Raw genomic sequence first — 24,467 nt, 5'->3', positions numbered from 1 at the left:
AAGATCCCCGCATCCTTTTCGATGCGGGGTTTTTGGTACCCGGGTAACGGCGCCCGGGTGCGGTTCTGCCAGACTAGGATGGTGTATCTTTGCCGGCTGCACGGCGGACCGTATACGGCGAGTCTGCGGGCGCCTGCCGCGGGCTTTTGCCGGTACACTAGGTGTATGTCTAAGTCTGTTACAGTTCATTTGATGCGTCACGGCGAGGTGCATAACCCCGAGCGTATTGTGTATGGTCGTCTGCCGAATTATCACCTCTCTGATAAGGGTCAGCAGATGGTGCGTTTGAGCGCCCAGGGGTTTGAACGCCGCGCACAGTCGGGTGCCAATATTGTGCACCTGGTGTGCTCGCCGTTGACTCGTACTCGTGAGTCGGCTGCCCCGATTGAGGAGCTGCTGGGTTTGACGGCTGTACCTGATGAGCGTGTGATTGAGGCTGATAACTATTTTGAGGGTTTGCATGTGAACGCGAAGGAGCTGCTGAGCAACCCGAAGCATTGGCTGAAGCTCTATAACCCTATGCGTCCGTCCTGGGGTGAGTCGTATACGGATCAGATTGATCGTATGGCGAAGGCTATTAAGGATGCTGCTCGCACCGCCTATGAGAAGGGTGGCGAGGGCGCGGAAGCGATTATTGTTTCGCACCAGTTGCCGATTTGGATTACTCGTCTGGGGCTTGAGGGTCGCATGTTGCAGCATGATCCGCGTAAGCGCCAGTGCAATTTGGCGTCTATTACCTCGCTGACTTTTGATGATCTGGATAGCGATGCGCCCCCGCGTGTGAGCGGCTATGCCGAGCCTGCCGCACCCCTGTACGGCGGCGTTATCCAGCTGCCGGGTAGCTAAAACTAGAACTACATATAAGCGTGGTGGAGGGACGCAAGGCTTTGTATCCCTCCACCACGCCTTTACTTTTAATCTATAAAGATGACCTTGCCAGGAGGCTAGGCAGTGGACAGCTAATGCGAGGAATTTTGAGAGGTATCCGGAGACGTGCAATTCTGCGGAGAATCAGCTGCTAAGCCTCGGGTATATATAACGCCATAGGCTGTACCATGTTTCTTATTGTATTTTGTAATATACATCTTACCTAGGGGTGAATATAATGCAATTTTAAATTTCTGTTTTTTAATGAATCCATGGAATCCGGAAGGAAATTTTGGAGTTTCATAAAACTCCTTCGTCCAAGAGTATGACCAAAGGTCTCTTAGGCGATCAGTTATTTTGTCTGGAGTGTTTAGATCTTCAAGACCCTTTGCGTCTATATATCCGTCTTCAATTGACTTGACGATAATATAAGCGTCAATGAACTTTCGGTCGACGAGGAATAGATTAGGGTATACTATAAAAAAGAGTACGCCGATTGTGTATATATATAGTATTGATATTACCGATAGTGTGATGCCATCAAGGATTTGCTGTTCTTTGAAGTATGTGTACACTGCTACGTATAATGCTAGTATAAAGAATATGAAGATTGCTATAAATATAAAAATTATTACAATTGATAAGATGATTGTGAGCGCGGAATATGGTGTTGAAATAGAGCTGGAGCTGGCTTTTTTGTCGAGGGCTACACGGCGAAGGTCTAGCTTTAAAAGAAGTTTGGTTATTGCTGGGTCAAACTGCTTCTCAAAAACACGCCTCTCCCACGATAGTGGATACTCGTAATAATCTTTGTCTACCTGATTGAGAATTTCAATATCTTTATATTCCTTGAATCGCTGAAGGTATATATCACTATTTTTCATTGACTTTTCTATTTTGTTTATTTTCAGGTCCTCATACATATCAAAAAAGCCATTTTTTTAGTAATTGGATAATCAGTGGAGCGAACGGGGCAACAAGGAGATAACCGCCCCCGATTGTTTCCCAGGTGCTTTTGATAAAATTAAATAAATTTAGCATAACTTCCTAGTGTTGATCAATTTTATTCTTTTAATTAAGTTTAATATTTATGATATTTTTGCATAATATTTGATGCAAGACTCTAGAATTGATTTATGGTGAAGTTGGATTCTCAGGATTGTCTTCTGAAGATTCTTGATTTTCCTCATTGGTAGGGGTTTTAGAATCATTGGATGAGGATTTAGAAGTAGACGATTGAGAGTCAGATACAGAAGAGTCGCGCTTGCGCTTTGCCTGCTGCTCGAGCCAGCGCAGGTACTCCTCATCATCGTCCGGGGCGGCACCGCGCGCAGGAAGCTCCGGCTCACGTCTGAGCACATCACTTGGCTTCGGTACACTCTGACCCTTCGGACGACCAGCAATAAACCACGCCGCAGAACCCACCACATTAAACAGTACAATCAGCGAAATCCACGCGCCCTTCGGCAAATTACGTATACGCTCAGCATCCGACCGCGCAGCATCAATCAACGCATACACAGCAAAACCAATCGCCAACAGAGGCGGCAAAATCATCACAAGCGCACGAATCATACCCCCAGTATGACACACACCATGCACCACAGACCTGAGCAACGCGCACCGTCCCTCCAGAGCACACAGTCCCTCCACACCAGACAGATAAGCACAGAGATATGAGTACAGAAAAGCCCGGCGCCTCCACACAGAAGACACCGGGCACAGCCCCACCAGGGACTCAATCCTAATAACCGGTAAACACCGGAGAGATCACCGCAGCAAACAAATCAAAACGACCCAGCCACACCGCCACAGCAATAATCAGCGAATACGCCAGAGTCACAATACCCGCCTGCTTCAATACGGGAATCAGCTCACGACCCGTACCGTACCACACCGTCACACAGGAATGAACGGTCGGCCCAATCAGCACAAACACCAGAGCAAACCACACATTGCTCGGCAGTAGAAGCAAAGTCAGTGCCAGAGCCACAGCCATCTCCGCAATGTAGACCAGGCGCGCATTACGCTCACCCAAACGCACCGCTAACGTCAGCTTACCCGCCTCAATATCCGTGGGAATATCACGCACATTATTAGCCATCAGCAGCGCACAGGACATTAAACCAATAGCAATAGCACTCACCCAACCCAGCAGGCTCAGCGTATTCGCCTGAGTGTACTGGGTGCCCAAAGTCGCCACCAAACCAAAATACACAAAGACAAACACATCGCCCAGGCCCATATAACCATAGGGTCGCTTACCGCCCGTATAACCCCAGGCAGCAAACACGCTCGAAGCGCCAATTAGAATAAACCACCACTGATTCGCCAGGGCAATCAGAACCAAACCAGCCAGCATAGCCGCACCAAAACAGCCAAACGCCGCGTACTTCACGCTACGCGGGGACGCCACACCCGAACCCACCAGGCGCAACGGGCCCACACGATTCTCATCGGTACCCTTAATGCCGTCCGAATAATCATTGGCGTAATTAACACCCACCTGCAAGAAAAACGCCACCGCCGCAGCCAGCAGCGCATAGAGCGGCTTAAAAGCGTGCAGCTCATAGGCAGCAGCAGAACCCGCAATCACGGGAGCCACCGCCAAGGGCAGGGTGCGCAAACGAGCGCCTTCAATCCATTGGCCTAGAGTTGCCACGGCGTCCTTTCAACAGGGGAGTGAGATCAGAGTTTTAAGTCTATACCTAAAGCGCAGGGATACCTATTGCGCCCTATAACGCTCGGTGAGGATTCCAATCAGCGCTGCGCGATCCGGCTTACCCGTAGAGGTCACCGGGAAATCCTCTAAGGCGACAAGTAGTTTCGGTCGTGCGTGCGCGCCCAATTGCTCCGTGCACAACTGAGATAAATGCTGTTCTAGGGGCTCCGCAGTAGAAGAAGCGCCGGATGCTCCAACCTTGGTGTAGGCGGCCACCACGGCGCTACCCCAGCGGGCATCGGGCACACCCGCCACAAACGCCTCGCGCACCTGCGGAGCCCCTTCAAGAGCCTGCCGCACCGCGGAGGCTGAAATCTTAATCCCGCCGGAAATAATCACATCGTCACTGCGACCGAGCACGCTCAGTCCGTGAGTAGATAGAGCGCCGTAATCATCCGTTCGATACCAGCGCGTACCCTGCGAATCCACGAAGAAATGCTCAGCGGTGCGCTGCTCATCGCCCACATAGCCGCTGGCAATATGATCCCCACCCAGATAAATACGACCGGCACCCTCGGGGGCAGAATCCTCCGGAACACAGCGCAGCTGCACACCCGGCAGCGCTTCTAAGTCATTCGGGTAGCGAGCATAGAGACAACCACCGGCACTCTCAGCACTACCGTAGGTGGTCACCACCGGCAGGCTCAACTCAGAAGCCTGAGCCAGCAGAGCAGCACTCGCAGGGGCACCACCGAGCAAAATACCCGTAAAAGAGCCCAGCGCAGCGTGAATCTCAGAGCCCAGAGTCGGGTCGCTATCGGCAGCCTCCAGCAGCTTATGCAGCTGAGTGGGCACCAAAGATATAAAGGTGCGGGAAGAGCTCAGAGCATGGGCAGCCGAGAGAAAAACAGTGGGGCTAAAACTGACGTTTTGAGTCACCGAATCAGCAATCACCGGGGAAGTACCCGCCAGCACCGAACGAGCCAGCACCTGAGCCCCCGCCACATAGTGCGCCGGAAGAGCCAACAACCACTGAGCCGCTCCCGAAACGCTCGCAGAGACCCCCGAAATACCCGCAAAATAGCCTTCGGTAGCACTAGCGCTCGCCGCCAAAGCACCGGCGCTCAGCAGAGTCTGCTTCGGTGTGCCGGTAGAACCCGAGGTGCCCACCACCAGCGCCGGATAATCCCTATCAGCACTATTCAGAGAGCGCTCAAAAGCAGCCAGCATAGCCGGAATATCGGCGGGTCGATCAGCATAAACACGGACCGTATCAGGGCGCAGAGAATCAACCCCCGGGGCGCGCACAGGGCGCAACCCCGAGGGTAGACTCATCAGCTGTTCACTCATCACAGCGCTATCAACCGCAAAGGGTTTAGAAATAGTAGGGGTATGCCGACCAGTCCGGGTCACGCTTCTGCAAGAACGCATCGCGACCCTCAACAGCCTCATCGGTCATATACGCCATGCGAGTCGCCTCACCGGCAAACACCTGCTGACCGAGCATACCGTCATCGGGCAGGTTGAAAGCGTACTTGAGCATACGAATAGCCTGCGGGGACTGGCGCGCAATATGAGCCGCGTATTCCAGACCCTTCTCTTCCAGCTGCTCATGGGGCACAACATCGTTCACGGCGCCCATTTCGTACATGCGCTGAGCATCGTACTCCTTGGCGAGGAAGAAAATCTCGCGCGCGAACTTCTGACCCACCTGGCGAGCTAGCAGAGCCGAACCATAACCGGCGTCAAAAGAACCCACGGTCGCATCGGTCTGCTTGAACTTACCGTACTCCTCGGAGGCAATGGTCAGATCCGCCACCACGTGCAGGGAGTGACCGCCACCGGCAGCCCAACCGGACACCAGAGCAATAACCACCTTGGGCATGGTGCGCATCAGGCGCTGCACTTCCAGAATGTGCAGGCGGCCCGCGCGTGCCGGGTCAATGGACTCTGCGGTCTCACCCTCGGCGTAGCGGTAGCCATCGCGGCCGCGAATACGCTGGTCGCCGCCGGAGCAGAACGCCCAGCCACCGTCCTTGGGGGAGGGGCCGTTGCCGGTCAGCAGCACGGTGCCCACATCGCTGGTCATGCGCGCGTGGTCCATGGCGCGGTAGAGCTCATCCACGGTGCCGGGGCGGAATGCATTGCGCACCTCGGGGCGGTTAAACGCGATACGCACGCAGGGCAAATCGCGCACAATGTCGCCGTTTTCATTGCGCTCAACCTGGCGGTGGTAGGTGATATCGGTGAAGTCCTCGAAACCTTCCACCACGCGCCAGTGCTGGGGGTTGAAGATATCCGAGACTTTTTCGGGCAGATTAGCAGTAGTCATAGTTCTATTCTAGACCAGGGCTCTTCGGGCTCCCGGCGCGGATAGGGGAGGAAAAGATAGAAAACCCCGCCCCGCGCATTGAGCGATGCGCGGGGCGGGGTGCTCACTATCTTTTCACGCAGTGTATCTCAACAGATAAAAGATACGGTGCGTATTCTTCCTGTACTGCCTACTTAGCAGCCGCGGGCTCGGAAGCCTGGATATCATCCAGAGTCTTACCGGTGCGTGCCAGTTCAACAGCCAGGGAAAATTCTTCATCAATCTCAGCATTGGGCTTATAGGTTGCCAGGGAAACAATCACAGCAACAGCAAACGCCGAGAAGAACGCCGGAACCATCTCGTACATAGCCGAGTGCAGCTCCTTAGACTGACCCCAGAAGAACGCCACCAGGGCACCCACCACCATGGAGGAGAGCGCACCCTGCAGGGTCAGCTTGCGCCAGTACAGGGAGAGAATCACAGTCGGGCCGAACGCCGAACCGAAACCAGCCCAGGCGAACGCCACCAGCTGCAGAATGGAGCTATCGGGGTTCCACGCCAGGATTGCGGCAACAATTGCCACCAGAGCCACACCGGCACGACCCAGCCACAGGGACTGGTTGGCGGTCAGCTTGCGGGAGGAGAACACGCCGTAGAGGTCCTCAATCAGAGCCGAGGAGCACACAACCAGCTGAGAAGAAAGAGTGGACATAATTGCCGCGAGCACAGCCGCCAGAATCATACCTGCAATAAAGGGGTGGAAGAGAAGCTGGGAGAGATCCAGGAAGACGGACTCAGCGCTCTTAGCGTCGGTCAGGGAAACCTCCGGGTGCTTAGCGAAGTAGGCAATACCCACAAAGGCGGTGGAGATTGCGCCGATCACGGTCAGCAGCATCCAGGAGATGCCGATGCGGCGGCCGCTGGTTGCATCCTTGGGGGTGCGCATTGCCATAAAGCGGACAATAATATGCGGCTGACCGAAGTAGCCCAGACCCCAGGCGGCGGCGGAAATAATGCCTACAATGCCGCCGGATGCTGCAAAGAGGTTAATAGCGTTGGGGTTGGCGTGAGCGATGGACTCGGTCACGCTACCCATATCGCCCAGGTTGATCAGTGCTACCACGGGCACAGCCAGCAGAGCGGTCACCATCAAAATACCCTGCACCATATCGGTGTAGGAGGCACCCATAAAGCCACCGAAGAGGGTGTAGAACACGGTAATACCGGCAACCAGCAGCATGCCGGTGTGGAAATCCTGGTTGAAGGAAGACTCGAAGAACTTACCGCCCGCAACCATGCCGGAGGAGACGTAGAAGGTGAAGAAGATCAGAATGATCAGACCCGAGAAGATACGCAGCAGCTTGCGCTTATCGCGCAGGCGGTTGCTCAGGAACACGGGCACGGTCACGGCGTTACCGGAGACCTCGGTGTAGCTACGCAGACGCGGGGCGATGAACTTCCAGTTGCACCATGCGCCAATGGTCAGGCCGATAGCAATCCAGGACTCGGACAGACCCGTAATGTAGACGGCGCCAGGCAGACCCATTAGCAGCCAACCGGACATATCGGCGGCGCCCGCCGAGAGAGCGGCGACAGTGGGGGAGAGCTGACGGCCACCGAGCACGTAGTCGTCCAGGCTGGTGTTCTTGCTATTGGCCCACAGACCGATAGCGATCATGGCGACGAAGTATATCGCCAGGGCTATAACTTGCCAGGTAGTTGCGTCCATTTTTATTCCTTCCGGGGTGCGATGATCGTTCATCGTGTGTGTGACCGGTGTGGTTGGTTTTAATTATTCAAAAACCCATGACTTTATGAGTAATCTGTATAACATTCTAGACTGGCGGGGTGGAAAAGCAAAAACTGTGCGCCCGAGTATCCACTATATGAACCATGACACATGTGGCTCAGTTTAGTTACTCGTATCTCAGATATATATAGCAGTCCATGCGCTATAGTCCTTAAAATACGTGAAAAACCCGCCCTCCGCACGTATCAGAATGCGGAGGGCGGGCTTAGTATTTCCCCTGGTCACGGGGCTGTATGCGGGTCTGCGGAATCGCTCAGATCGTCGAGCCGGAACTATAAATATGCATAGTCTGTATAGTCTGAACCGGAGCAGTCAGAAACCCCTTAGAAGGTGTCCTTAGAGAGAATCCATAAAATCACCCAGCTGATCGGTCACCACCCAGGGGTGCTGAGCAATAGAATCTGGGCTGAAGAAAGGCAGCATATCGGCAACCGACTCAATACCGCGCGCTCGCAGATCTGCCGGAATATCCAGAGGAATAGAATCGGCAATCCAACCCAGCAACTGAGCGGTGGAGGCGCCCGCCTGGCGCAGCTGCTCCAGGGTCACCGCGCCATCGCGCTTAGCCAGACGCTTACCCTCAGAGTTCAGTGCCAGGGGCACATGGGCGTAGCTCACCGGCTCAAAATTCAGCAGGCTCGCCAGATACGCCTGACGGGGAGCTGAGGGCAGCAAATCATCGCCGCGTACCACCTGATCCACACCCTGGGCGTGATCATCGACCACTGAGACCAGGTTGTAGGCGTAGGTGCCGTCATTGCGCAGGAGGACAAAATCATCCACATCCCCGGTGTAATCGCCGGCAAAATCATCATGCACGGTATAGCTGCTGCGATCGGCGCGCAAACGATACGCCGGGGGACGCACCGCCCGCTTCTCTTCTCTCTGCTCCTGGGTTAGATCCCTGCAGGTACCCGGGTAAGCGCCGGGCGCGCCGTGCGGGGCGCTGGATGCCTCCTGAATCTCACGGCGAGTACAAAAACACTCATACACCAGACCCTGCTGCTTTAGATACTCAAAAGCCGAAGCATAAGCCTCAATGCGCGTGCTCTGATAGAGCGCCGGTTCATCCCAATCAATACCCAAGGACGCCAAATCATCTAGCTGGCGCTGCGCCGCGCCCTCACGCACACGGTCCAGATCCTCCACACGCATATGAAAAGCGCGAGAGGTAGAGCGCGCCATCAGCCACGCCAGCACCGCGGTGCGCAGATTGCCCAGGTGCAAATCCCCGGAAGGAGAAGGAGCGTAACGACCGGCACTCGCGCCATAGGAGGAGCTGCTCGTCTCAGCATAGAGCGGGCGAGCATAGAGGGGAAGAGAAGAAGTACTCATAGTTCTATGCTACCGCCAGGGTGCGCTCGTGGGTTGAATGCCGCAGCGCGCGCCTAAGATACCCGGAGTCTCTAGAACGTGCCGGAATCTGCCAGAATCTCTCAAGAAAACGTTGAAATATATATAAATGTTTTCTAACAATTGAATAAAAAATCGCGACGAGATAGCCAGAGCGCCCCGCCGTGGAGTAGGGTTATATATTATGGCTCGTACAATCGAACTTGCAGATGGCGTCTACCGTATTGCCACCGACAACTACCGACTCAACACCGGTCTGATTCTCGGTCTGGAAAAAGCGCTGGTCATCGACACCGGTGCCGGTCCGCGCCAAGCAACAGAAATTTATGATGAGGTACGCCGCATTACGCGCCTGCCTCTAATCGTGGTGAATACCCACGCGCACTTTGAGCGTTTCATGGGCAATGATGTCTTCCACGCAATGGGTGCCGAGGAAATCTGGGCTCACCCGCGCACCGCGCGCGCAATCGAAAAATACGGTGAAGCGCAGCGCCTCTACGTAGAAACCCTCGAACCGGAAATGGCACACCACTCCGGCCCCGGCACCGATATTGTCGTACCCGATCGCCTGATCGCCAGCGACAATATTGAGGGAGTCACCTTCACCCCCATTGACCTGGGTTCGCGCACCGCAACCCTCATGTACTTCGGTGCCGCTCACACTGACGGCGACGTGCTCATTGGCGTGGAGGACGTGCTCTTTACCGGCTCCGTGGTAGAAGAAGGCGTAGACCCCGCCTTTAGTGACGCCTACCCCGAACGCTGGGTAGAGACTCTGCGCGCGGTAACTGAACTGCAGCGCTACCGTATTTATGTGCCCGGCAATGGTGAACCCGTGGACCGCGATTATGTGGTGCGCATGGCCGACACCATTGAGCAGGCAGTGACCTCGATTCGTTCCTCTGCACTGGATGCCAATGCAGAGGCAACCACTGCGGCAATGTTCAAGCTCAGCTTCTCTCCCGGTGCCACCCGTATTCTGCTGGATCGTCTGACCAAGCTGGATGCGCTCGCCACCGAGAGCACCGAAGATGACGCCCAGATTAACCCGGTAACCAGTGGCTTTACCGGCCCGATTACCCTGGGCCAGCCCGGTTCCTAATCGCTAGTCTCTAGCTATAGATACAGGTCAGGGCTATATTTCACCTATTGATATTGGGAAATATAGCCCTGACCTTTTGCTATCTATGTTTGTGGCTGCTTCTTAGTTCTCTTCCTCATCGGAGCGGTACACGCTCAGATCAAAGGGAGTGTGAATATGCACCTCAATACCCGCCTGCGGATTTTCGGGGCTCGCACCAAAACCGGCAACCATAGCCTTCAAATCACGATTCTCAGCCGCCGCCAGGGTAAAGAAACGATCCACCGCGGAGGTGAACTGCGGGTTCTTCGCCATATCCCCGTGCTCCAGGGTAGTGAAAATACCGCCGCCCGCATCATCAAAAACATGCACGCGAACATCCGGCAGTAATTCGGTCACCGGCAGATTTAGGGATGCAATATCATGCTGGAAGGTCAAATCACCGCAGAGCAGAGTCACCGGTTCCGCCTGGCCTGCAACGGGTTCTTCCGCCACGCCGGTGGGGTAGTAACCCGCCAAAGAAATACCGATAGCGGTCGCCAGGGTACCGTCAATACCGGCAAGACCGCGATTAGCGTACACCGGGTAGGGCGCAGAATCCTCAGAAACAGGAGCCGCGAAATCCAAATCGCGAATCAGATTCGAGGAACCCACCACCAGGGCGCGACCCTCCTGAGCCGATTGACCCCAGATCCAGCGCGCCAGGGAACGACCCGCGGTACGATCGCGGTAATTATCCGGCTGTACATACTCTTCACCAAATCGACCCGAGCGATAGGCAGCTAAGGAACGCTCAAAGAGCTCCTGGGCACGCTCAGACTCCTGCTCCCAACGAGCAGTCCAGCCCTCGGTACGCTCAGCACCCATGGCGAAATCATAGAGCTTCGCCGGAGCGGAAATCTCAATTTCGCTACGCGCGCCGCTCTCATACCAGCTTGCCGGAGTGGGAGCGTAGATAGCCACCTGTACCGACTCTCGAGCCAGCAGCTCGGTCACCGGGCGAGTGAGCGTGGGATGACCAAAAAGCACCACGCGCTCAATCTCGCCCCCCAATTCGGAGGCAATAATCTGCGGGTAGTGAGCAATAGAATGAACACCATCGCGCACATTCGAAGAAGGCTCAGCCAGCAGGGGCAGACCGGTCATAGAGGCAAACTCCGCGGCAAAAGCGGGAGCCTGATCGGCAGCAAGAATGACGGTGCGCGGTTGAGATTCGCTAGGTTCCTGAGATTCATTCTGCATCTGATGCATACCCATAAACATCAGCTCACCGGGGCTATAGTGCACATCGTTCAGCTGCGACTCCAGAGCCTGAGCCTCGGCACCAAAATCAATGGACTCCGCCAGCTTAGAAGCCCACAGGGGCAGAATCTGCGCCTCACGCTCAGAAGGAGTCAGCGGCGCGGGCAGGCAAATATTAATATGTGCCGGGCCCACCACAATATCATCAGCCAACCAATCGCTATTACGACCGGTCAGAGCCGACAGGCAGGCGCTAAAATCCTCCGTCTGCTGACCCTCTTCATCCTCCGGATAATTCACCAAATCGGCGCTAGCACGCACAAAGGAAGAGAACATACCCGGCTGCACGGTGGTCTGATTAGCGCCCGTACCGCGCAAAGATGCCGGACGATCGGCGGTCATAATGGCCAGCGGAACACCCGTGTGGTACGCCTCCATCACGGCGGGAACATACTCACCCGCCGCGGTGCCCGAGGTACATATCAAGCCGACAGGAGAGCCGGTCGCCTTGGCAATACCCAGAGCTGTAAAGCCAGCGGTTCGCTCATCCACGCGCACATGAGCCACCACAACACCGGCATCGGCTGCGGCGGCAAGAGCGTAGGCGAGGGGAGCGCTGCGGGAACCGGGGGAGAGCACCACATGGCGCATACCGGCACGAATCAGCGAATCGAGAACCGAAATGGCGGTCAGCATCGGGGAATTAGTCACCTACCTAGTGTAGCGTTTCTAGGCGTGGCTCTTGAGCGAGTGTGCCCAAAGTTTAGGCAGAGTGTGCCTGAATTGACGCCTGTAGCAGTGCATAACAGCGTTCAATACGTGCACGCCACCAGGATGCGCGTTCCGGGACGCTCGCCAGCTGCTGCAGGCGCGTACTATCGGGCTGAACCGTGCGAACCTCCATGCGACCGCTGAGCGAACGATAGGGCTGCGCGGCGCAATCTTCACTTAGCAGCGAGACCGTATCTAAGCCGCAACCATAAGGCAGGGAATCCAGCGAAGCTGCCAGGGACACACCCGTAGCAATACCCACCGAAGACTCCAGCGCCGAAGAAATGACCGCTGGCAGCCCCGCACGCTCAATTACCTCGCGGGCACGGCGCACACCGCCCAGAGGAGCCGCCTTGAGCACCAATACATCGGCAGCACCCTCACGAGCCACACGCAGGGGGTCATTGGCTTTACGCACCGACTCATCGGCAGCAATACGCACACTCAACCCCCGGTCATCGCGCCAGGCGCGCAGAGCCGCCAGTTCTGCGATAGTAGCAACCGGCTGCTCACAATAGAGCAGGTCGAACTCTTCAAAAGCGCCCAAAGCCTGCTGAGCCTGATCCATACTCCAGCCCATATTCGCGTCTACCTTCAGTTTCGCCTCGGGCAGCAGCTCACGCACCCGGCGCAGACGAGCAATATCCTCTTCAAGGTTCTGACCCCGCTCGGCAACCTTGACTTTCAACTCCCCAATCTGACCCTCATAGCGCTCCAACACGCTAGCTACCTGCTCGGGAGATACCGCGGGCAGAGTTGCATTAACCGCAATCTCGGCGCGGCGTGCGGGAACAGCTGGCAGATAGGCAGCCTCCAGCGCGCTGGCAAACCAGAAGAGCGCCTCCGGATCCTCATATTCCACAAAGGGCGCGAACTCACCCCAGCCGTGAGTGCCGTGAATCAGAGCCGATTCGCGCTGCTGTACTCCGCGAAAACGCACCGCCATGGGCAGGGTCATATAGTGCGCACTCGCCAGAACTTCATCGAGACTGGGTAGGGTAGTGCCGGTGGTGATAAAACCCCAACCGGCGGGAAAAGAATCGGCGATTGTCATGGTGTGTACTCCTTGAGAAAGCTCGGGGCAGGGAAGGCGGAATATGGGCGGCTGCGGGTGCGTTAATACAGGTCAGAGGGCTACTCATAGCTCTGCAGATCAGGCGCAGGCGTAGAATTCTCAAGAAACTCACAGCTTCAGAGCCCAAAAACCTGTCCTTTTCATAGCTTAACCTGACATAGTGGAATGTGTAATCGGCTAAAGGGACTCAAGCTGCTCCTTTTGGCGCGTGCCCTGCACCTCACAGACGGCGGGCACACCACCACCAACCACGGTCAAAGGAGGGAAACAATGAGCCAGAACCCCCGGTCACCTCAGGGAGAAGAAACCATTGCTTTTCCCTCTGCCATCGAAACCATTGTTCTTGACCAAACATCACCGGCAGTGAACTCACCCACCACAGACAGCACCGTAGAAGAAATAACCGCCGTGTACGATCCGGCAGCGCGCTCGCGTGCCTCCCGTGCTTCTCATAGGCACAACTCTGAGGAACGCAGCTCTGGCGCGCACAGCGATGAAACCCGTATTATGCCCGCCTCCTCGGCTCAGTCGGCGAGGCAAAGCTCCACGGAGGATGCAACCCGCCTGATGCCCGCCTCCGCACAGGAAGCTGCGGAAGAAGACATCATTACGGGCTATCAGAGTCAGCCGGTACGTCCGGTTCGACCCACCGCAGCCCCCGCACCCGCGGCAGCCTATTACGCCGCCGCCCAGCAGACTCAGCGCATGCAACCCTATAGTCAGTACAGCGGTCCGCTGGTCAGTCATGGAATTCCGGTGAATTCTGGCTCCCAGATGCCCTATCGTGTGCCCCTGGACGGTGCGAATCAGAGCCAGAGCGCCGAGCATGAGCAGAGCCTGCGCTATAGCCCGAGCGTGAGCATTATTTTCAAATATGTGTGCGCCCTGATTTTCTTTGCCGTCTGCACGTGGGCGTCCCTGCACTATTTTGTGATGACCGCCAGTGGCCAGGCTTTTGATGAGCGTAGCTTTATTGAATTCCAGGCTCAGTTCACCGAGTATCAGGCGTCCTCTTTGAAGGCTCTGGATGCTCTACCGGCAGCGGTGGGTGTTATTGCGGTCATTGCCCTGGCAATGGTGTTGATTTTCAAGCATCGTTTCTTGCCCGCCCTGGTGGGTATTGGAGCTGCGGCCATGGCGTGCGCGAGTACTTTTGTGCTCAAGCATTATCTGATTACCAAGCCCGATTTCGGTATTCAGGATGCGCTGAATAATTCTTCCCCCAGCGGCCACACCACCTTTGCCGCGGCAGCCGGTACCGCCCTGCTGGTGGCAGCGCCTCGAGCATGGCGCCCCACGGTGGCGTTCTTTGCCTCCATTGCGACCTTCGCGGTGGGTGTATCCACCATTATTAATGGTTGGCACCGCCCGGGCGATATTATCAGCGCTATTTTGGTCACTGCCTTTTGGACGGTTTTTGCCTTTGGCCTGCTGCGCTATATCCGCCCCGAGGACTTCAGTGTGCCCTCATCGGCGGGCATTGTGATTGTGCCGCTGCTATCTATTGCGACCCTCTTTATGAGCTTCTGTGCGCTGGTCATGTTCCTGATTACGCAGGTTTCGCCTATGCCCGGTGGTGCTTTTGCTGCCGGTACCTGCATGATCCTGGCAATCAATACGGGTGCTACTGCGATTTGTATTGGTTTGCTGCGGCCGCGCAATAGGCCGCGTTCGGTCTACACTCGCGTGTGGTCCTACTAGATTTCCTGTCCTGAGGGCAGGGCGTGAGCGGGTTCTCGAGTCCGTTGAGTGAGAAATAACCCGGTGTAACCGGCAGTGTTGAATACGTGGTGTACGCGCCGCTCTATCCTGAAAATCAGAAGGCAGGATGGAGCGGGGCGTATATTTTTATGCCCGCGCGCTTGATCTATACCTGTGTGAGGGGCTGGTTTATGAGGTGCAGGCTCGGTGCTATTGCGCTCGGGCGCCAGGGCACATAAAATAAGTATTAATAATGCAAATTTTAGTGTTCCGGGGCTAAACACCCCGAAACACGCCCCGATTCTAAGGAGAAATCATGGCAGGAACCAATGAAGGTACCGTACTCGTCTTCCCCCAGCTGCAGGGCTACCTGACCCCCTTTGAGGACAAGCCCCAGGCAAAGAAGCTGCTGGACGGCGACGGTGCCAATATCACCATTATGGAGCTGGCAGCCGGTCAGTCCTGGCACGAGCACTACAGTGTACACCCCATTATTGTTCAGGCTCTCAAGGGTGCCATTGATTTCCGCGTGAAGGATCAGGATATTCTGCTGGTTCCCGGTAAGCCCATTCACGTGACCGCTAAGCTGCTGCACTCTTTGACCGCGCGTGAAGACTCCACCCTGATGGTTACCATGCTCACCGGTGAGTCCCACCCGCAGCCCAAGATCTCCATTGAAGAGGACGTTACCGTTCTCTAAGACCCGGCACTCCCGGCGAGATATATAACCTTTAAACACACACGGTGCCCGCCTGCCCATGAAGGGGAAGCGGGCACCGTGTGGTTCCTGAATAGAATTTATGCTGCGTGGGTGGGATCCAGCACGCGAGAGAGGAAGAGCTGAGTACGCTCCTGAGTGGGCGAACCAATCACCTGCTCCGCCGGTCCCGCTTCAACCACTACACCGTCAGCCATAAAGACCACGGTATCGGCAACCTCGCGAGCAAAGCCCATCTCGTGGGTTACCACAATCATGGTCATACCCTCATCGGCAAGCTCACGCATAATCGCCAGCACCTCGCCCACCATCTCCGGGTCCAGCGCGCTGGTCGGCTCATCAAAGAGCATTAGCTGCGGGTTCATCGACAGAGCGCGAGCAATAGCCACACGCTGCTGCTGACCGCCCGAAAGCTGAGCCGGGAAACGATCAGCCTTATCGCCCAGACCGACCTTCTCAAGCTGGGCGCGAGCAACCTGCTCCGCCTCCTCCTTGGAGCGCTTGAGCACCTTAATCTGAGCAATCGTGCAATTTTCCAGCACCGAAAGATGCGGGAAGAGATTGAACTGCTGGAATACCATGCCCATACGCTGGCGCAGGGCATCAATATCAATATCCGGGTCGGTCACCTCGGTATCACCCACCGTGATCGTGCCCGCGTTTGGCTCCTCCAGCAGGTTCACGCAACGCAGCAGGGTCGACTTGCCGCTACCGGACGGGCCGATCAGGCAGACCACCTCGCCAGGAGCCACCTGCATATCAATGCCCTTGAGCACCTCAACCTTGCCGTAGGATTTGTGCAGTCCGGAAATAGTCACGGACGCGGGGTTCTGTACGCTTTCAGTCATGATCCGATCCTTTACTTACGCGAACTTGCCTTGGTTTTCATTTCAAAATACTTAGCCACCTGACCCAGGGGGATAGTGATCAGCAGGTAGCACAGACCAGCCACCACCAGGGGAGTTAGACCCGCGCCCGAAGCGGTCAGACCCTCACGACCGAACTTTGCCAGCTCGTACTGCGCGGTGGTCACACCCAGCAGGTACACCAGGGATGAGTCCTTGGTCAACAGAATAACTTCATTGGTCAGCGGAGGCAGCACCATGCGGAACGCCTGGGGTACAATAATGGAGAACATAGCGCGAGCGTGGCTCATACCCAAAGAACGCGCTGCCTCGTACTGACCCGCGGGCACACCCTCAAGACCGGCACGCAGCACCTCGCTCACATAAGCAGCAGAGACCATACCCAGGGATAGGGTCACCGGAATCAGGTTATCCACAAAACGAATCTTAAACGCCAGGGGAATACCGTAACCAAAGGCGAAGAAGACCAGCAGAGCCGGAATACCGCGGAAAATCTCAACATAGAGAGTGGAAATCCAACGGTAGGGAGCCACCTTAGAAATACGCATAAGAGCCAGCAGCAGGCCGCCGCTTAGACCCACGCTAAAGCCCAACACGGTGTAGAGCAGGGTGTTCTTCAGCGCCACGGTAATAATTTCCGGGAATTGCTGAGCAGCAACATCCAGGTTGAATACGCGGGTGCTCAGGGTCTTCCAATCCGCCATAGCAATAGCGGCAAGCAGTGCGATTACCAGGATGGCGTACTGGGCGTAGCGCCAGAGCGCCTGCTTTTTACGCGGGGACATTTTCTTTTTCACGGGGGCTAGCTGCGGGGTACTCATTCTTCTGGTCGTTTCGTAATCGATGTGTCGGTAAGGTGCAGGTAGTGATGCACTACGTAAACGGGCACCCCTCGCATAAACGCCGTCGGGGTGCCGCTTATCTATTCTAAACGCCGGTCTTAATCCACTTGGACTGAATCTCGGCAAGCTTACCGCTATTCTTCAGCTTCTCCAGGGAGGCATTGACCTTAGAGAGCAGGTTCGGCTTGGACTTGGAGACCGCACCGGCAATCTGTTCGGCATTGTCCTTGGACTGGTAGGCAACCTTAAAGCTGGAGTCATTGGCAATAGCCTCGGAAATGACCGAGAGGTTAGCCGATACAGCCTGAATCTGACCGGTCTTCAGCGCTGCAAACATTAGCTCGGTATCCTCGTACTGGGTGACCTCGGCACCTGCATTCTTGGCGTATTCCTCGCCATTGGTTGCCTGCTGAGCGCCGACCTTCTTACCCTTGAGATCTTCAACGGACTTAATGGTGGAGGACTTGGGTACCAGAATTGCCTGGTTATCTTCAAAGTACACGGTGGTAAAGGACATGGCGGAGGACCGGGCCTCGGTGACACCAATACCCGCCAGGGCAATATCGCACTGACCGGCATCCAGACCGGATCCGGAATCCAGCGCCTCAAAGCTAATGGAGGTCAGCTCTGCCTTGTCCAGACCCAGATCCTTGGCGATAGCGTTGGCAATATCGGCATCCATACCGATAACCTTGCCGTTTTCTTCGTATTCAAAGGGCTTATAGGGGGTGTTGGTACAGACGCTGAGCACTCCGTTCTTGACGGTGTTCACGCTATCTGCGGAGTCTTCGGTCTCGGTGGACACGCAGCCCGCCAGAGCCAGGGGTAGTACGGCGCAGAGCGCTGCGGTCTTCATGGGTAGGGACTTCCAAGCGGTCTTTGTGGAGTTTTTCATGATTTTATCCTTATGTATGTGTCGCTCTTGCAAGGAAAAGGGTGAGCGGTGAACCCCGTGTATGTATAAATTATGCATCTACATGTTTAAAAATGCAATCCGTCGGGTGGATATGCATATAAATAGGGTCAGTATCACACGCCGCGGGGTCAATGGGCAGAATTAAATACCCCTACTAAGCCATGACTAGAATGCAAAGCACGCCACAACATGACACAATGAACGAGTGAGTAATGCAGAGCAGGCACCCCAGAATAGCGCAGGCACCTCCCGCGCCACCTTAGATAAGAAAACCGGCGACATCGCCGCAATGTTCGACACCGTCGCAGAACGCTACGATCTGATGAACGGCATCCTCTCCCTCGGTCAGCACATCTACTGGCGCCACCAGGCAGTGGCAGCCGTAGACGCCAAGCCCGGCATGAAGGTCCTGGATGTTGCAGCCGGTACCGGCACCTCCTCCGAACCCTTCGCCGACGCGGGCGTAGAGGTTATCGCAGCAGACCTTTCCGAAGGCATGCTCGCCGTGGGGCGCAAGCGCCGCCCCGATATTAGCTTCGTGCAGGCAGATGTCACCGCCCTGCCCTTTGCGGACAATGAATTCGACGCCGTGACCATGTCCTACGGCCTGCGCAATGTCGCCGACTACCCCAAAGCACTGAGCGAACTCTACCGAGTCACCAAGCCCGGCGGTCGCGTGGTCGTGCTGGAATTCTCCACCCCCACCAACCCCCTCTTTGCCACCGTGTACAAGGAATATCTGATGAAGGCAATCCCCCCGGTAGCTCGCAAGATCGCCTCCAACCCGGAATCCTATGAGTACCTCGCCGAGTCTATTATGACCTGGCCGAACCAGCAGGAGCTGGCCGAACACTTCAAGGCAGCCGGATTTAAAAATGTGCAGTACCGCAATCTAACCGGCGGTATTGTGGCAATCCACCGAGGCTTTAAAGCGTAGGCTCTCAGCGCCCCGCACCCGAAACCTGAGGATGCGGGGCGCTATGCCGTGTATTGCGCCCCATCGCGCGGACAATGCACGCCCCTGCCCGGGCTCTACGATCTGCCCCGAGTACTAGCCGTTAGTTTATGCATAGACTGTATAAAAAGCCCCGAATGCACTAGACTATAAGGGCACCCTAAATTTTAGATTCAGGGATGCGGATCCTAGCGGCACAGCGCGAGAGCGAATCTAAAAAATTCGCAGCACACTAATACCAACCGATACCTCTACCGACCTAAAGGATAGACCGTGAGCGAAACCAACGCACCCGAAGCACAGGACTTTTTGGGCGAGCTGGACTTCAAACTGCCCGCAGGATTCGAACTCATTGCCGCCGACCCGAAGCTCGGACCGCAAATCCTTAGCGCCCTGGCGCGCATTGAAGAGCGCCTGGCAGAAGCCATTGCTCAGACCGACCATCTTGCCGACGTCGCCTCCCGCCACCTGCTGCTGGCAGGCGGCAAGCGCGTGCGCCCCCTGCTGACTCTGCTCGCAGCAGCAGTAGACGGCGAGATCAACGACGACGTCATCGAAGCAGCTGTCATTGTGGAACTAACCCACCTGGCAACCCTCTACCATGACGATGTGATGGATGATGCTCCCAAGCGTCGCGGCGTAGACACCGCGCAGATGATCTGGGGTAATTCCGTCGCCATTTTGACCGGCGACCTGATCTTCTCCCGCGCCTCCCTGCTGGTTTCGGCACTGGGCACCCGCCCCATGCGCATTCAGGCACAGACCTTCGAACGTCTGGTGCTCGGCCAGCTCTATGAAACCACGGGCCCGCGCGAAGGCCAGAACATTCTCGACCACTATATTGCGGTACTCGAGGGCAAGACTGGCTCCCTGATTGCAGCCAGCGGTGAATACGGCTCCCTGCTCTCGGGCGCCAGCGAAGAAGTTATCCAGAAGGTCGCAGCTTATGGAGAGCTGGTCGGTGTGGCATTCCAGCTCGCCGATGACGTCATCGACGTGACCAGCGAAGGCGCCAAGTCCGGCAAGACCCAGGGTACCGATTTGCGCGAAGGCGTACCCACCCTGCCCACCATTTTGCTGGACCGCATGGTCGCAGAAGGCGATGAAAGCGCTATTGCCGTGCGCGCCAAGCTCGACGCGGACCTTTCCAGCGATGAGGCACTGGCAGAAGCCGTTGCCGCCCTGGGCTCCCATGAGGTTATCGACCGCGCTTGGCAGATCACCTACGACTGGGTGGATAAGGCCATCGAGGCCATTGCCGACCTGCCCGAATCCACCGCCAAGGCTGCGCTGATCTCTTTCGCGCACGCTGTGGTTCACCGCGAAGGCTAAGCGAAAGCTGCCCCTGAGCCCCATAGATATACGCCCCGGGAAGATATATCTTCACCGGGGCGTTATAGCTCATAGAGCTAACGCTTAAACACTAAGCAGAAAGATACAATCACCTAAAAGTGAGGTCATCATGGGAGAGCATCCCACCGGTGCGAAAGCACCCAGCAAGCGCGAAGGTTTCTCTTCGCGTAAGGTCTTCCTCTTTGCCGCTGTAGGCTCCGCCGTGGGTCTGGGCAATATTTGGCGATTCCCTTATATTGCCTACCAAAACGGCGGCGGCGCATTCATGATTCCCTATATCGTGGCGCTGCTGACCGCGGGTCTGACCTTCCTCTATTTCGACTACGCGATCGGCCACCGCGGCCGCGCCTCTTCACCCCTGTCCTACCGCCGCCTGAACCGCGGCACCGAGTTCATCGGTTGGTGGCATATGGGCATGGCATCCGTGATTGCTATCTATTACGCCGTGATTCTGGCGTGGGCAATGCGCTACCTCATCTTCTCCTTTAGTAATGCCTGGGGAGATGACGCGAAGGGATTCTTTAATAATGACTTCCTGCAGGTCGCGGCGGAACCGGGCGTGTCCTTTGACTTTAACCTGGGTATTTTGGTGCCTCTGGCAGTCCTGTGGATTGCTCTGATTGCGGTCATGTGCTTGGGCGTGCAGAATGGCGTGGGTAAAGCCAATATTATCTTCATGCCCCTGCTGATTATTATGTTCCTGATCCTGGTGGTCTACTCTCTGACTCTGCCGGGCGCATTCAACGGTGTGAACGCCCTCTTTACCCCCGATTGGTCGCGCCTATGGGACGGTAAGGTCTGGGTAGCCGCCTACGGCCAGATTTTCTACTCCCTGTCCATTGGCTTTGGCATTATGGTCACCTACGCCTCCTATATGAAGCGTAAGAGCGATCTGACCGGCTCGGGCGCCGTGGTGGGCTTTGCAAACTCCGGTTTTGAGATTCTTGCCGGTATTGGTGTCTTCGCGGCTCTGGGCTTTATGGCTCAGTCCAGTGGCGTGGAGGTCAAGGAAGTGGTCTCCAACGGTATCGGTCTGGCGTTCGTTGCCTACCCGACTATTATTAGCCAGGCGGGTGCTGCCGGCGCCCTGATTGGTGTGCTCTTCTTCGGCTCTCTGCTCTTTGCGGGCTTTACCTCCCTGATCTCTATCCTGGAGGTTGTGGTTGCCGGCGTGCAGGATAAGTTCAACCTGGGTCGTATTGCCTCCACCGTGGTTGTTTTGGTGCCCCTGGGCGTCCTTTCCCTGCTCTTGATGCCCACCTCCACCGGCCTGTACGTGTTGGATATCCTGGATAAATTTGTCAATATCTTCGGTATTCTGCTTGGAGGCGTGGTCGCTATTCTGGTAGTCACCTTTATTGTGGGTGCTCTGCCGACCTTGGCGGCGCATTTGAGCCGTTACTCCTCGATTAAAGTTCGCTGGACCTGGATGATCATGATCGGTTTGGTCACCCCCGCCGTGCTGATTGTCAGCCTATTGGATAGCCTCTTCAACCCGGAAGACGGCCTGGCCCACCATGTTTACGGTGACTACCCCCAATGGCTGGTGGGTATTTTCGGTTGGGGTATGAGCGCCGGTATTTTGATCCTGGCGATTATTATCTCCCTGCTGCCCTGGTCCAAGAACTCCCGCGCGGCTGAAGAGCCCCCGGCGCCTCCCGTGGTCTTCTGGCGAGTGCGTAAGAACCATGTGGATTCCACCGTGCGTCGTGCCTCCAAGGCATCGGATCATCTTGCGGCTGCTAAGGCGCAGGAAGCGACTGCTATTGCAGCTGAGCCCCTGGTGCAGGTGAGCGCTCCGGCCGCTGAACCGGCTGCTGCATCCGTTGAACCTGTTGCTGAGCCCGCGGCGGAGGACGTCGTTATCCCCTGGAAGAAGGAGAACTAGAATGAGCCTTGAAGCAATCATTATGTGCGCCATTGCCATCCTGATTATTTGGGGTGGTTTGGGTCTGGCACTGTGGAATCTGAGCCGTCACCCCGAACTGGAAGATGACGACAACGAGAGTTAGAGCGAATTCCTCACAAAGAAATAGGGGATAAGCACCCCGGGTTTCTACAGCTCAATATTTAGAGCCGGGCGGGTACCGCTAGAAGGTACCCGCCCGGCTCTTGTATGCTCTTCTAACGCTCTGTGATAGAGCCTGTCAATGTCTAACATTCTTCCTGTTAGCACGCGCATATTGGACAGCATATGACCGAATAATGGACAGCCATTGCTCGCGCTGACTAAGCTCACCACAATAAAAGGGAGGGCAGTACCTGCATACTGCCCTCTTAACGTGTGTCGACTGTCCGCGGCACACTCCCTATCGCGAAAGGTCAGCATTATGGCAAAAACCCCCGAGGCATCCCGCCCGGTCGCCAAAGCAGCCAGCAAACGCGAAGGCTTCTCCTCCCGAAAGGTCTTCCTCCTGGCAGCAATCGGCTCCGCTGTGGGTCTGGGTAATATTTGGCGCTTCCCCTACGTCACCTACGAAAACGGCGGCGGCGCATTCATCCTGCCCTACATCGTGGCCCTGCTGACCGCGGGCCTGCCCATCCTCTTCTTCGATTACGCGATCGGTCACCGCGGCCGCGCCTCCTCGCCCCTGTCCTTCCGCCGCCTGAACCGCGGCACCGAGTTCATCGGCTGGTGGCATGTGGGTATTAACGCGGTTATTGCGGTCTACTACGCCGCCATTATCGCTTGGTCGTTGCGCTACACTATTTTCTCCTTCAACCAGGCGTGGGGCGATAACCCCAAGGCATTCTTCTACGGTGAATTCCTGCACCTGGGCACCCCGCAGCTTTCCTTTGATTTTGTGCCCGGCATTTTGATCCCCATGGCCATTGTCTGGGGCGTGCTGCTGGTTGTGATGGCACTGGGCGTGCAGAAGGGTGTTGGCGCCGCCAACATTATCTTTATGCCCCTGCTGGTCATTATGTTCCTGGGTCTGGTGATTTTCTCCTTGACCCTGCCGGGCGCAATGAACGGCGTGAACGCCCTCTTTACCCCGGATTGGTCGGCACTGGGTAATGGTTCGGTGTGGGTTGCCGCCTACGGCCAGATCTTCTTCTCCCTCTCGGTGGGCTTTGGCATTATGGTCACCTATGCCTCCTACCTGAAGCCCAAGACCGATCTGACCGGCTCGGGCGCCGTGGTGGGCTTTGCAAACTCCGGCTTTGAGCTGCTGGCGGGTATTGGCGTGTTCGCAGCCCTGGGCTTTATGGCTCAGGCAGCCGGTACCAGCATTGACCAGGTGGTCACCGGCGGTATCGGTCTGGCATTTATCGCCTTCCCGACCATTATTAGCCAGGCGGGCGCAGCGGGCGCACTGATCGGTGTGCTCTTCTTCGGCTCCCTGCTCTTTGCCGGCTTTACCTCCCTGATCTCCATTCTGGAGGTGCTGATCGCCTGCGTGCAGGATAAGTTCGCTCTCTCTCGCGTGCCGGCAACCATTGCCGTGACCGTGCCCCTGGCGATTGTCTCCCTGCTGTTCATGCCCACCATTTCAGGTCTGTACGTGCTGGATATTCTGGATAACTTTGTCAATATCTTCGGTATTCTCGCGGTGGCTCTGGTCGGTATTGTGGCTGTTGCTTACCTCGTACGTGCACTGCCCGTGCTCTCTGCCCATATTAACCGTTACTCCTCGATTAAGATGGGTAAGACCTGGTTTGTTCTGCTGGCTATTGTGACCCCGCTGGTGCTCGGCTACAACCTCTTTATCTCCACCTTTGGTGATAAGGGTGTGGCGGTGACTCCCTATGGGGGCTACCCGGCTGAGATGCTGAATGTCTTTGGCTGGGGCATGGTCATTGCCCTGCCGATTATTGCGGTGATTATCTCCCTGATGCCCTGGTCCAAGGATTCCCGTGCGGCTGAGCAGCCGCCGGCACCTCCCATTCACGGTGGCAAGGAAGACCATCATCACCTGGACGCAAGCGTAAAGGGGAACTAG

The 24,467-nt window shown here is 56.2% G+C and carries 21 protein-coding genes; 9 read left to right on the top strand and 12 right to left on the bottom strand.

Translation table 11 applies throughout. From position 1 onward, the window contains the following. Window positions 1-165: 165 nt before the first annotated feature. Window positions 166-846 (top strand): histidine phosphatase family protein, encoded by a 681-nt coding sequence (locus Q4P78_RS08180; RefSeq protein ID WP_303339888.1) that lies wholly within the window; start codon window positions 166-168, stop codon window positions 844-846. 113 nt (window positions 847-959) lie between these two features. On the opposite strand, the gene Q4P78_RS08175 is transcribed toward Q4P78_RS08180, so the two are convergent. The 7 genes from Q4P78_RS08175 to gluQRS all read right to left on the bottom strand — a co-directional run bounded on the left by Q4P78_RS08175 (window position 960) and on the right by gluQRS (window position 8,985). Then, window positions 960-1,790 carry a hypothetical protein gene (locus Q4P78_RS08175; protein ID WP_303339886.1) on the bottom strand — a complete coding sequence of 277 codons (831 nt, stop codon included), beginning with the start codon at window positions 1,788-1,790 and terminating at the stop codon, window positions 960-962. 211 nt (window positions 1,791-2,001) lie between these two features. Continuing rightward, entirely contained in the window at window positions 2,002-2,442 is a 441-nt protein-coding gene (locus Q4P78_RS08170; protein ID WP_303339884.1) for a PLD nuclease N-terminal domain-containing protein, read from the bottom strand. A 169-nt stretch (window positions 2,443-2,611) separates the two neighbouring features. Then, complete coding sequence (locus tag Q4P78_RS08165) at window positions 2,612-3,529, bottom strand: 1,4-dihydroxy-2-naphthoate polyprenyltransferase (protein ID WP_303339882.1); 918 nt, start codon at window positions 3,527-3,529, stop codon at window positions 2,612-2,614. A gap of 63 nt (window positions 3,530-3,592) precedes the next feature. After that, a complete protein-coding gene (locus Q4P78_RS08160; protein ID WP_303339881.1) occupies window positions 3,593-4,879 on the bottom strand; it encodes an AMP-binding protein in 1,287 nt (428 codons plus the stop codon). 25 nt (window positions 4,880-4,904) lie between these two features. Beyond that, window positions 4,905-5,861, bottom strand: coding sequence for a 1,4-dihydroxy-2-naphthoyl-CoA synthase (locus Q4P78_RS08155; protein WP_303339880.1), 957 nt, complete (start codon window positions 5,859-5,861; stop codon window positions 4,905-4,907). 169 nt (window positions 5,862-6,030) lie between these two features. After that, window positions 6,031-7,569 (bottom strand): sodium/proline symporter PutP, encoded by a 1,539-nt coding sequence (gene putP / locus Q4P78_RS08150; RefSeq protein WP_303339873.1) that lies wholly within the window; start codon window positions 7,567-7,569, stop codon window positions 6,031-6,033. 417 nt (window positions 7,570-7,986) lie between these two features. Continuing rightward, entirely contained in the window at window positions 7,987-8,985 is a 999-nt protein-coding gene (gluQRS, locus tag Q4P78_RS08145; RefSeq protein ID WP_303339872.1) for a tRNA glutamyl-Q(34) synthetase GluQRS, read from the bottom strand. A 202-nt stretch (window positions 8,986-9,187) separates the two neighbouring features. Here gluQRS and Q4P78_RS08140 point away from each other — a divergent pair, with 202 nt between their 5' ends. Further along, window positions 9,188-10,105, top strand: a complete 918-nt coding sequence (locus Q4P78_RS08140; RefSeq protein ID WP_303339870.1) for an MBL fold metallo-hydrolase — start codon at window positions 9,188-9,190, stop codon at window positions 10,103-10,105. 102 nt (window positions 10,106-10,207) lie between these two features. Here the strand turns inward: Q4P78_RS08140 and menD are convergent, their stop codons facing one another. Further along, entirely contained in the window at window positions 10,208-12,037 is a 1,830-nt protein-coding gene (gene menD, locus Q4P78_RS08135) for a 2-succinyl-5-enolpyruvyl-6-hydroxy-3-cyclohexene-1-carboxylic-acid synthase (RefSeq protein WP_303339868.1), read from the bottom strand. A gap of 52 nt (window positions 12,038-12,089) precedes the next feature. Then, entirely contained in the window at window positions 12,090-13,151 is a 1,062-nt protein-coding gene (locus Q4P78_RS08130) for an o-succinylbenzoate synthase (protein ID WP_303339867.1), read from the bottom strand. Between the two features lie 291 nt (window positions 13,152-13,442). On the opposite strand from Q4P78_RS08130, the gene Q4P78_RS08125 reads away from it, so the two are divergent. After that, window positions 13,443-14,873, top strand: coding sequence for a phosphatase PAP2 family protein (locus Q4P78_RS08125; RefSeq protein WP_303339866.1), 1,431 nt, complete (start codon window positions 13,443-13,445; stop codon window positions 14,871-14,873). A gap of 316 nt (window positions 14,874-15,189) precedes the next feature. Further along, on the top strand, window positions 15,190-15,573 hold the full coding sequence (locus tag Q4P78_RS08120) for a cupin (RefSeq protein WP_303339865.1): 384 nt from the start codon (window positions 15,190-15,192) through the stop codon (window positions 15,571-15,573). Between the two features lie 98 nt (window positions 15,574-15,671). Here the strand turns inward: Q4P78_RS08120 and Q4P78_RS08115 are convergent, their stop codons facing one another. The 3 genes from Q4P78_RS08115 to Q4P78_RS08105 form a co-directional block, all read right to left on the bottom strand. Then, entirely contained in the window at window positions 15,672-16,439 is a 768-nt protein-coding gene (locus Q4P78_RS08115) for an amino acid ABC transporter ATP-binding protein (RefSeq protein WP_303339864.1), read from the bottom strand. 11 nt (window positions 16,440-16,450) lie between these two features. After that, complete coding sequence (locus Q4P78_RS08110) at window positions 16,451-17,242, bottom strand: amino acid ABC transporter permease (protein ID WP_303339862.1); 792 nt, start codon at window positions 17,240-17,242, stop codon at window positions 16,451-16,453. A 142-nt stretch (window positions 17,243-17,384) separates the two neighbouring features. Beyond that, window positions 17,385-18,194 carry an ABC transporter substrate-binding protein gene (locus Q4P78_RS08105; protein ID WP_303339861.1) on the bottom strand — a complete coding sequence of 270 codons (810 nt, stop codon included), beginning with the start codon at window positions 18,192-18,194 and terminating at the stop codon, window positions 17,385-17,387. A 226-nt stretch (window positions 18,195-18,420) separates the two neighbouring features. On the opposite strand from Q4P78_RS08105, the gene Q4P78_RS08100 reads away from it, so the two are divergent. The 5 genes from Q4P78_RS08100 (at window position 18,421) to Q4P78_RS08080 (ending at window position 24,467) form a co-directional block, all read left to right on the top strand. After that, the gene (locus tag Q4P78_RS08100; RefSeq protein ID WP_303339860.1) at window positions 18,421-19,152 is read left to right on the top strand and encodes a demethylmenaquinone methyltransferase; all 732 of its coding nucleotides are present in this window, start codon (window positions 18,421-18,423) and stop codon (window positions 19,150-19,152) included. Between the two features lie 291 nt (window positions 19,153-19,443). Beyond that, entirely contained in the window at window positions 19,444-20,502 is a 1,059-nt protein-coding gene (locus Q4P78_RS08095; protein WP_303339859.1) for a polyprenyl synthetase family protein, read from the top strand. A 130-nt stretch (window positions 20,503-20,632) separates the two neighbouring features. Beyond that, complete coding sequence (locus Q4P78_RS08090; RefSeq protein ID WP_303339858.1) at window positions 20,633-22,411, top strand: sodium-dependent transporter; 1,779 nt, start codon at window positions 20,633-20,635, stop codon at window positions 22,409-22,411. A gap of 1 nt (window position 22,412) precedes the next feature. Continuing rightward, window positions 22,413-22,535, top strand: a complete 123-nt coding sequence (locus tag Q4P78_RS08085) for a methionine/alanine import family NSS transporter small subunit (RefSeq protein WP_303339857.1) — start codon at window positions 22,413-22,415, stop codon at window positions 22,533-22,535. Window positions 22,536-22,853: 318 nt separating this feature from the next. Continuing rightward, complete coding sequence (locus tag Q4P78_RS08080) at window positions 22,854-24,467, top strand: sodium-dependent transporter (RefSeq protein WP_303339856.1); 1,614 nt, start codon at window positions 22,854-22,856, stop codon at window positions 24,465-24,467.

It is taken from the genome of Rothia sp. (in: high G+C Gram-positive bacteria) (assembly GCF_030540545.1).
Taxonomy (GTDB): Bacteria; Actinomycetota; Actinomycetes; order Actinomycetales; family Micrococcaceae; genus Rothia.
Note: the sequence above shows the minus strand (reverse complement) of the source record. Positions and strands in the feature narration are given on the sequence as shown.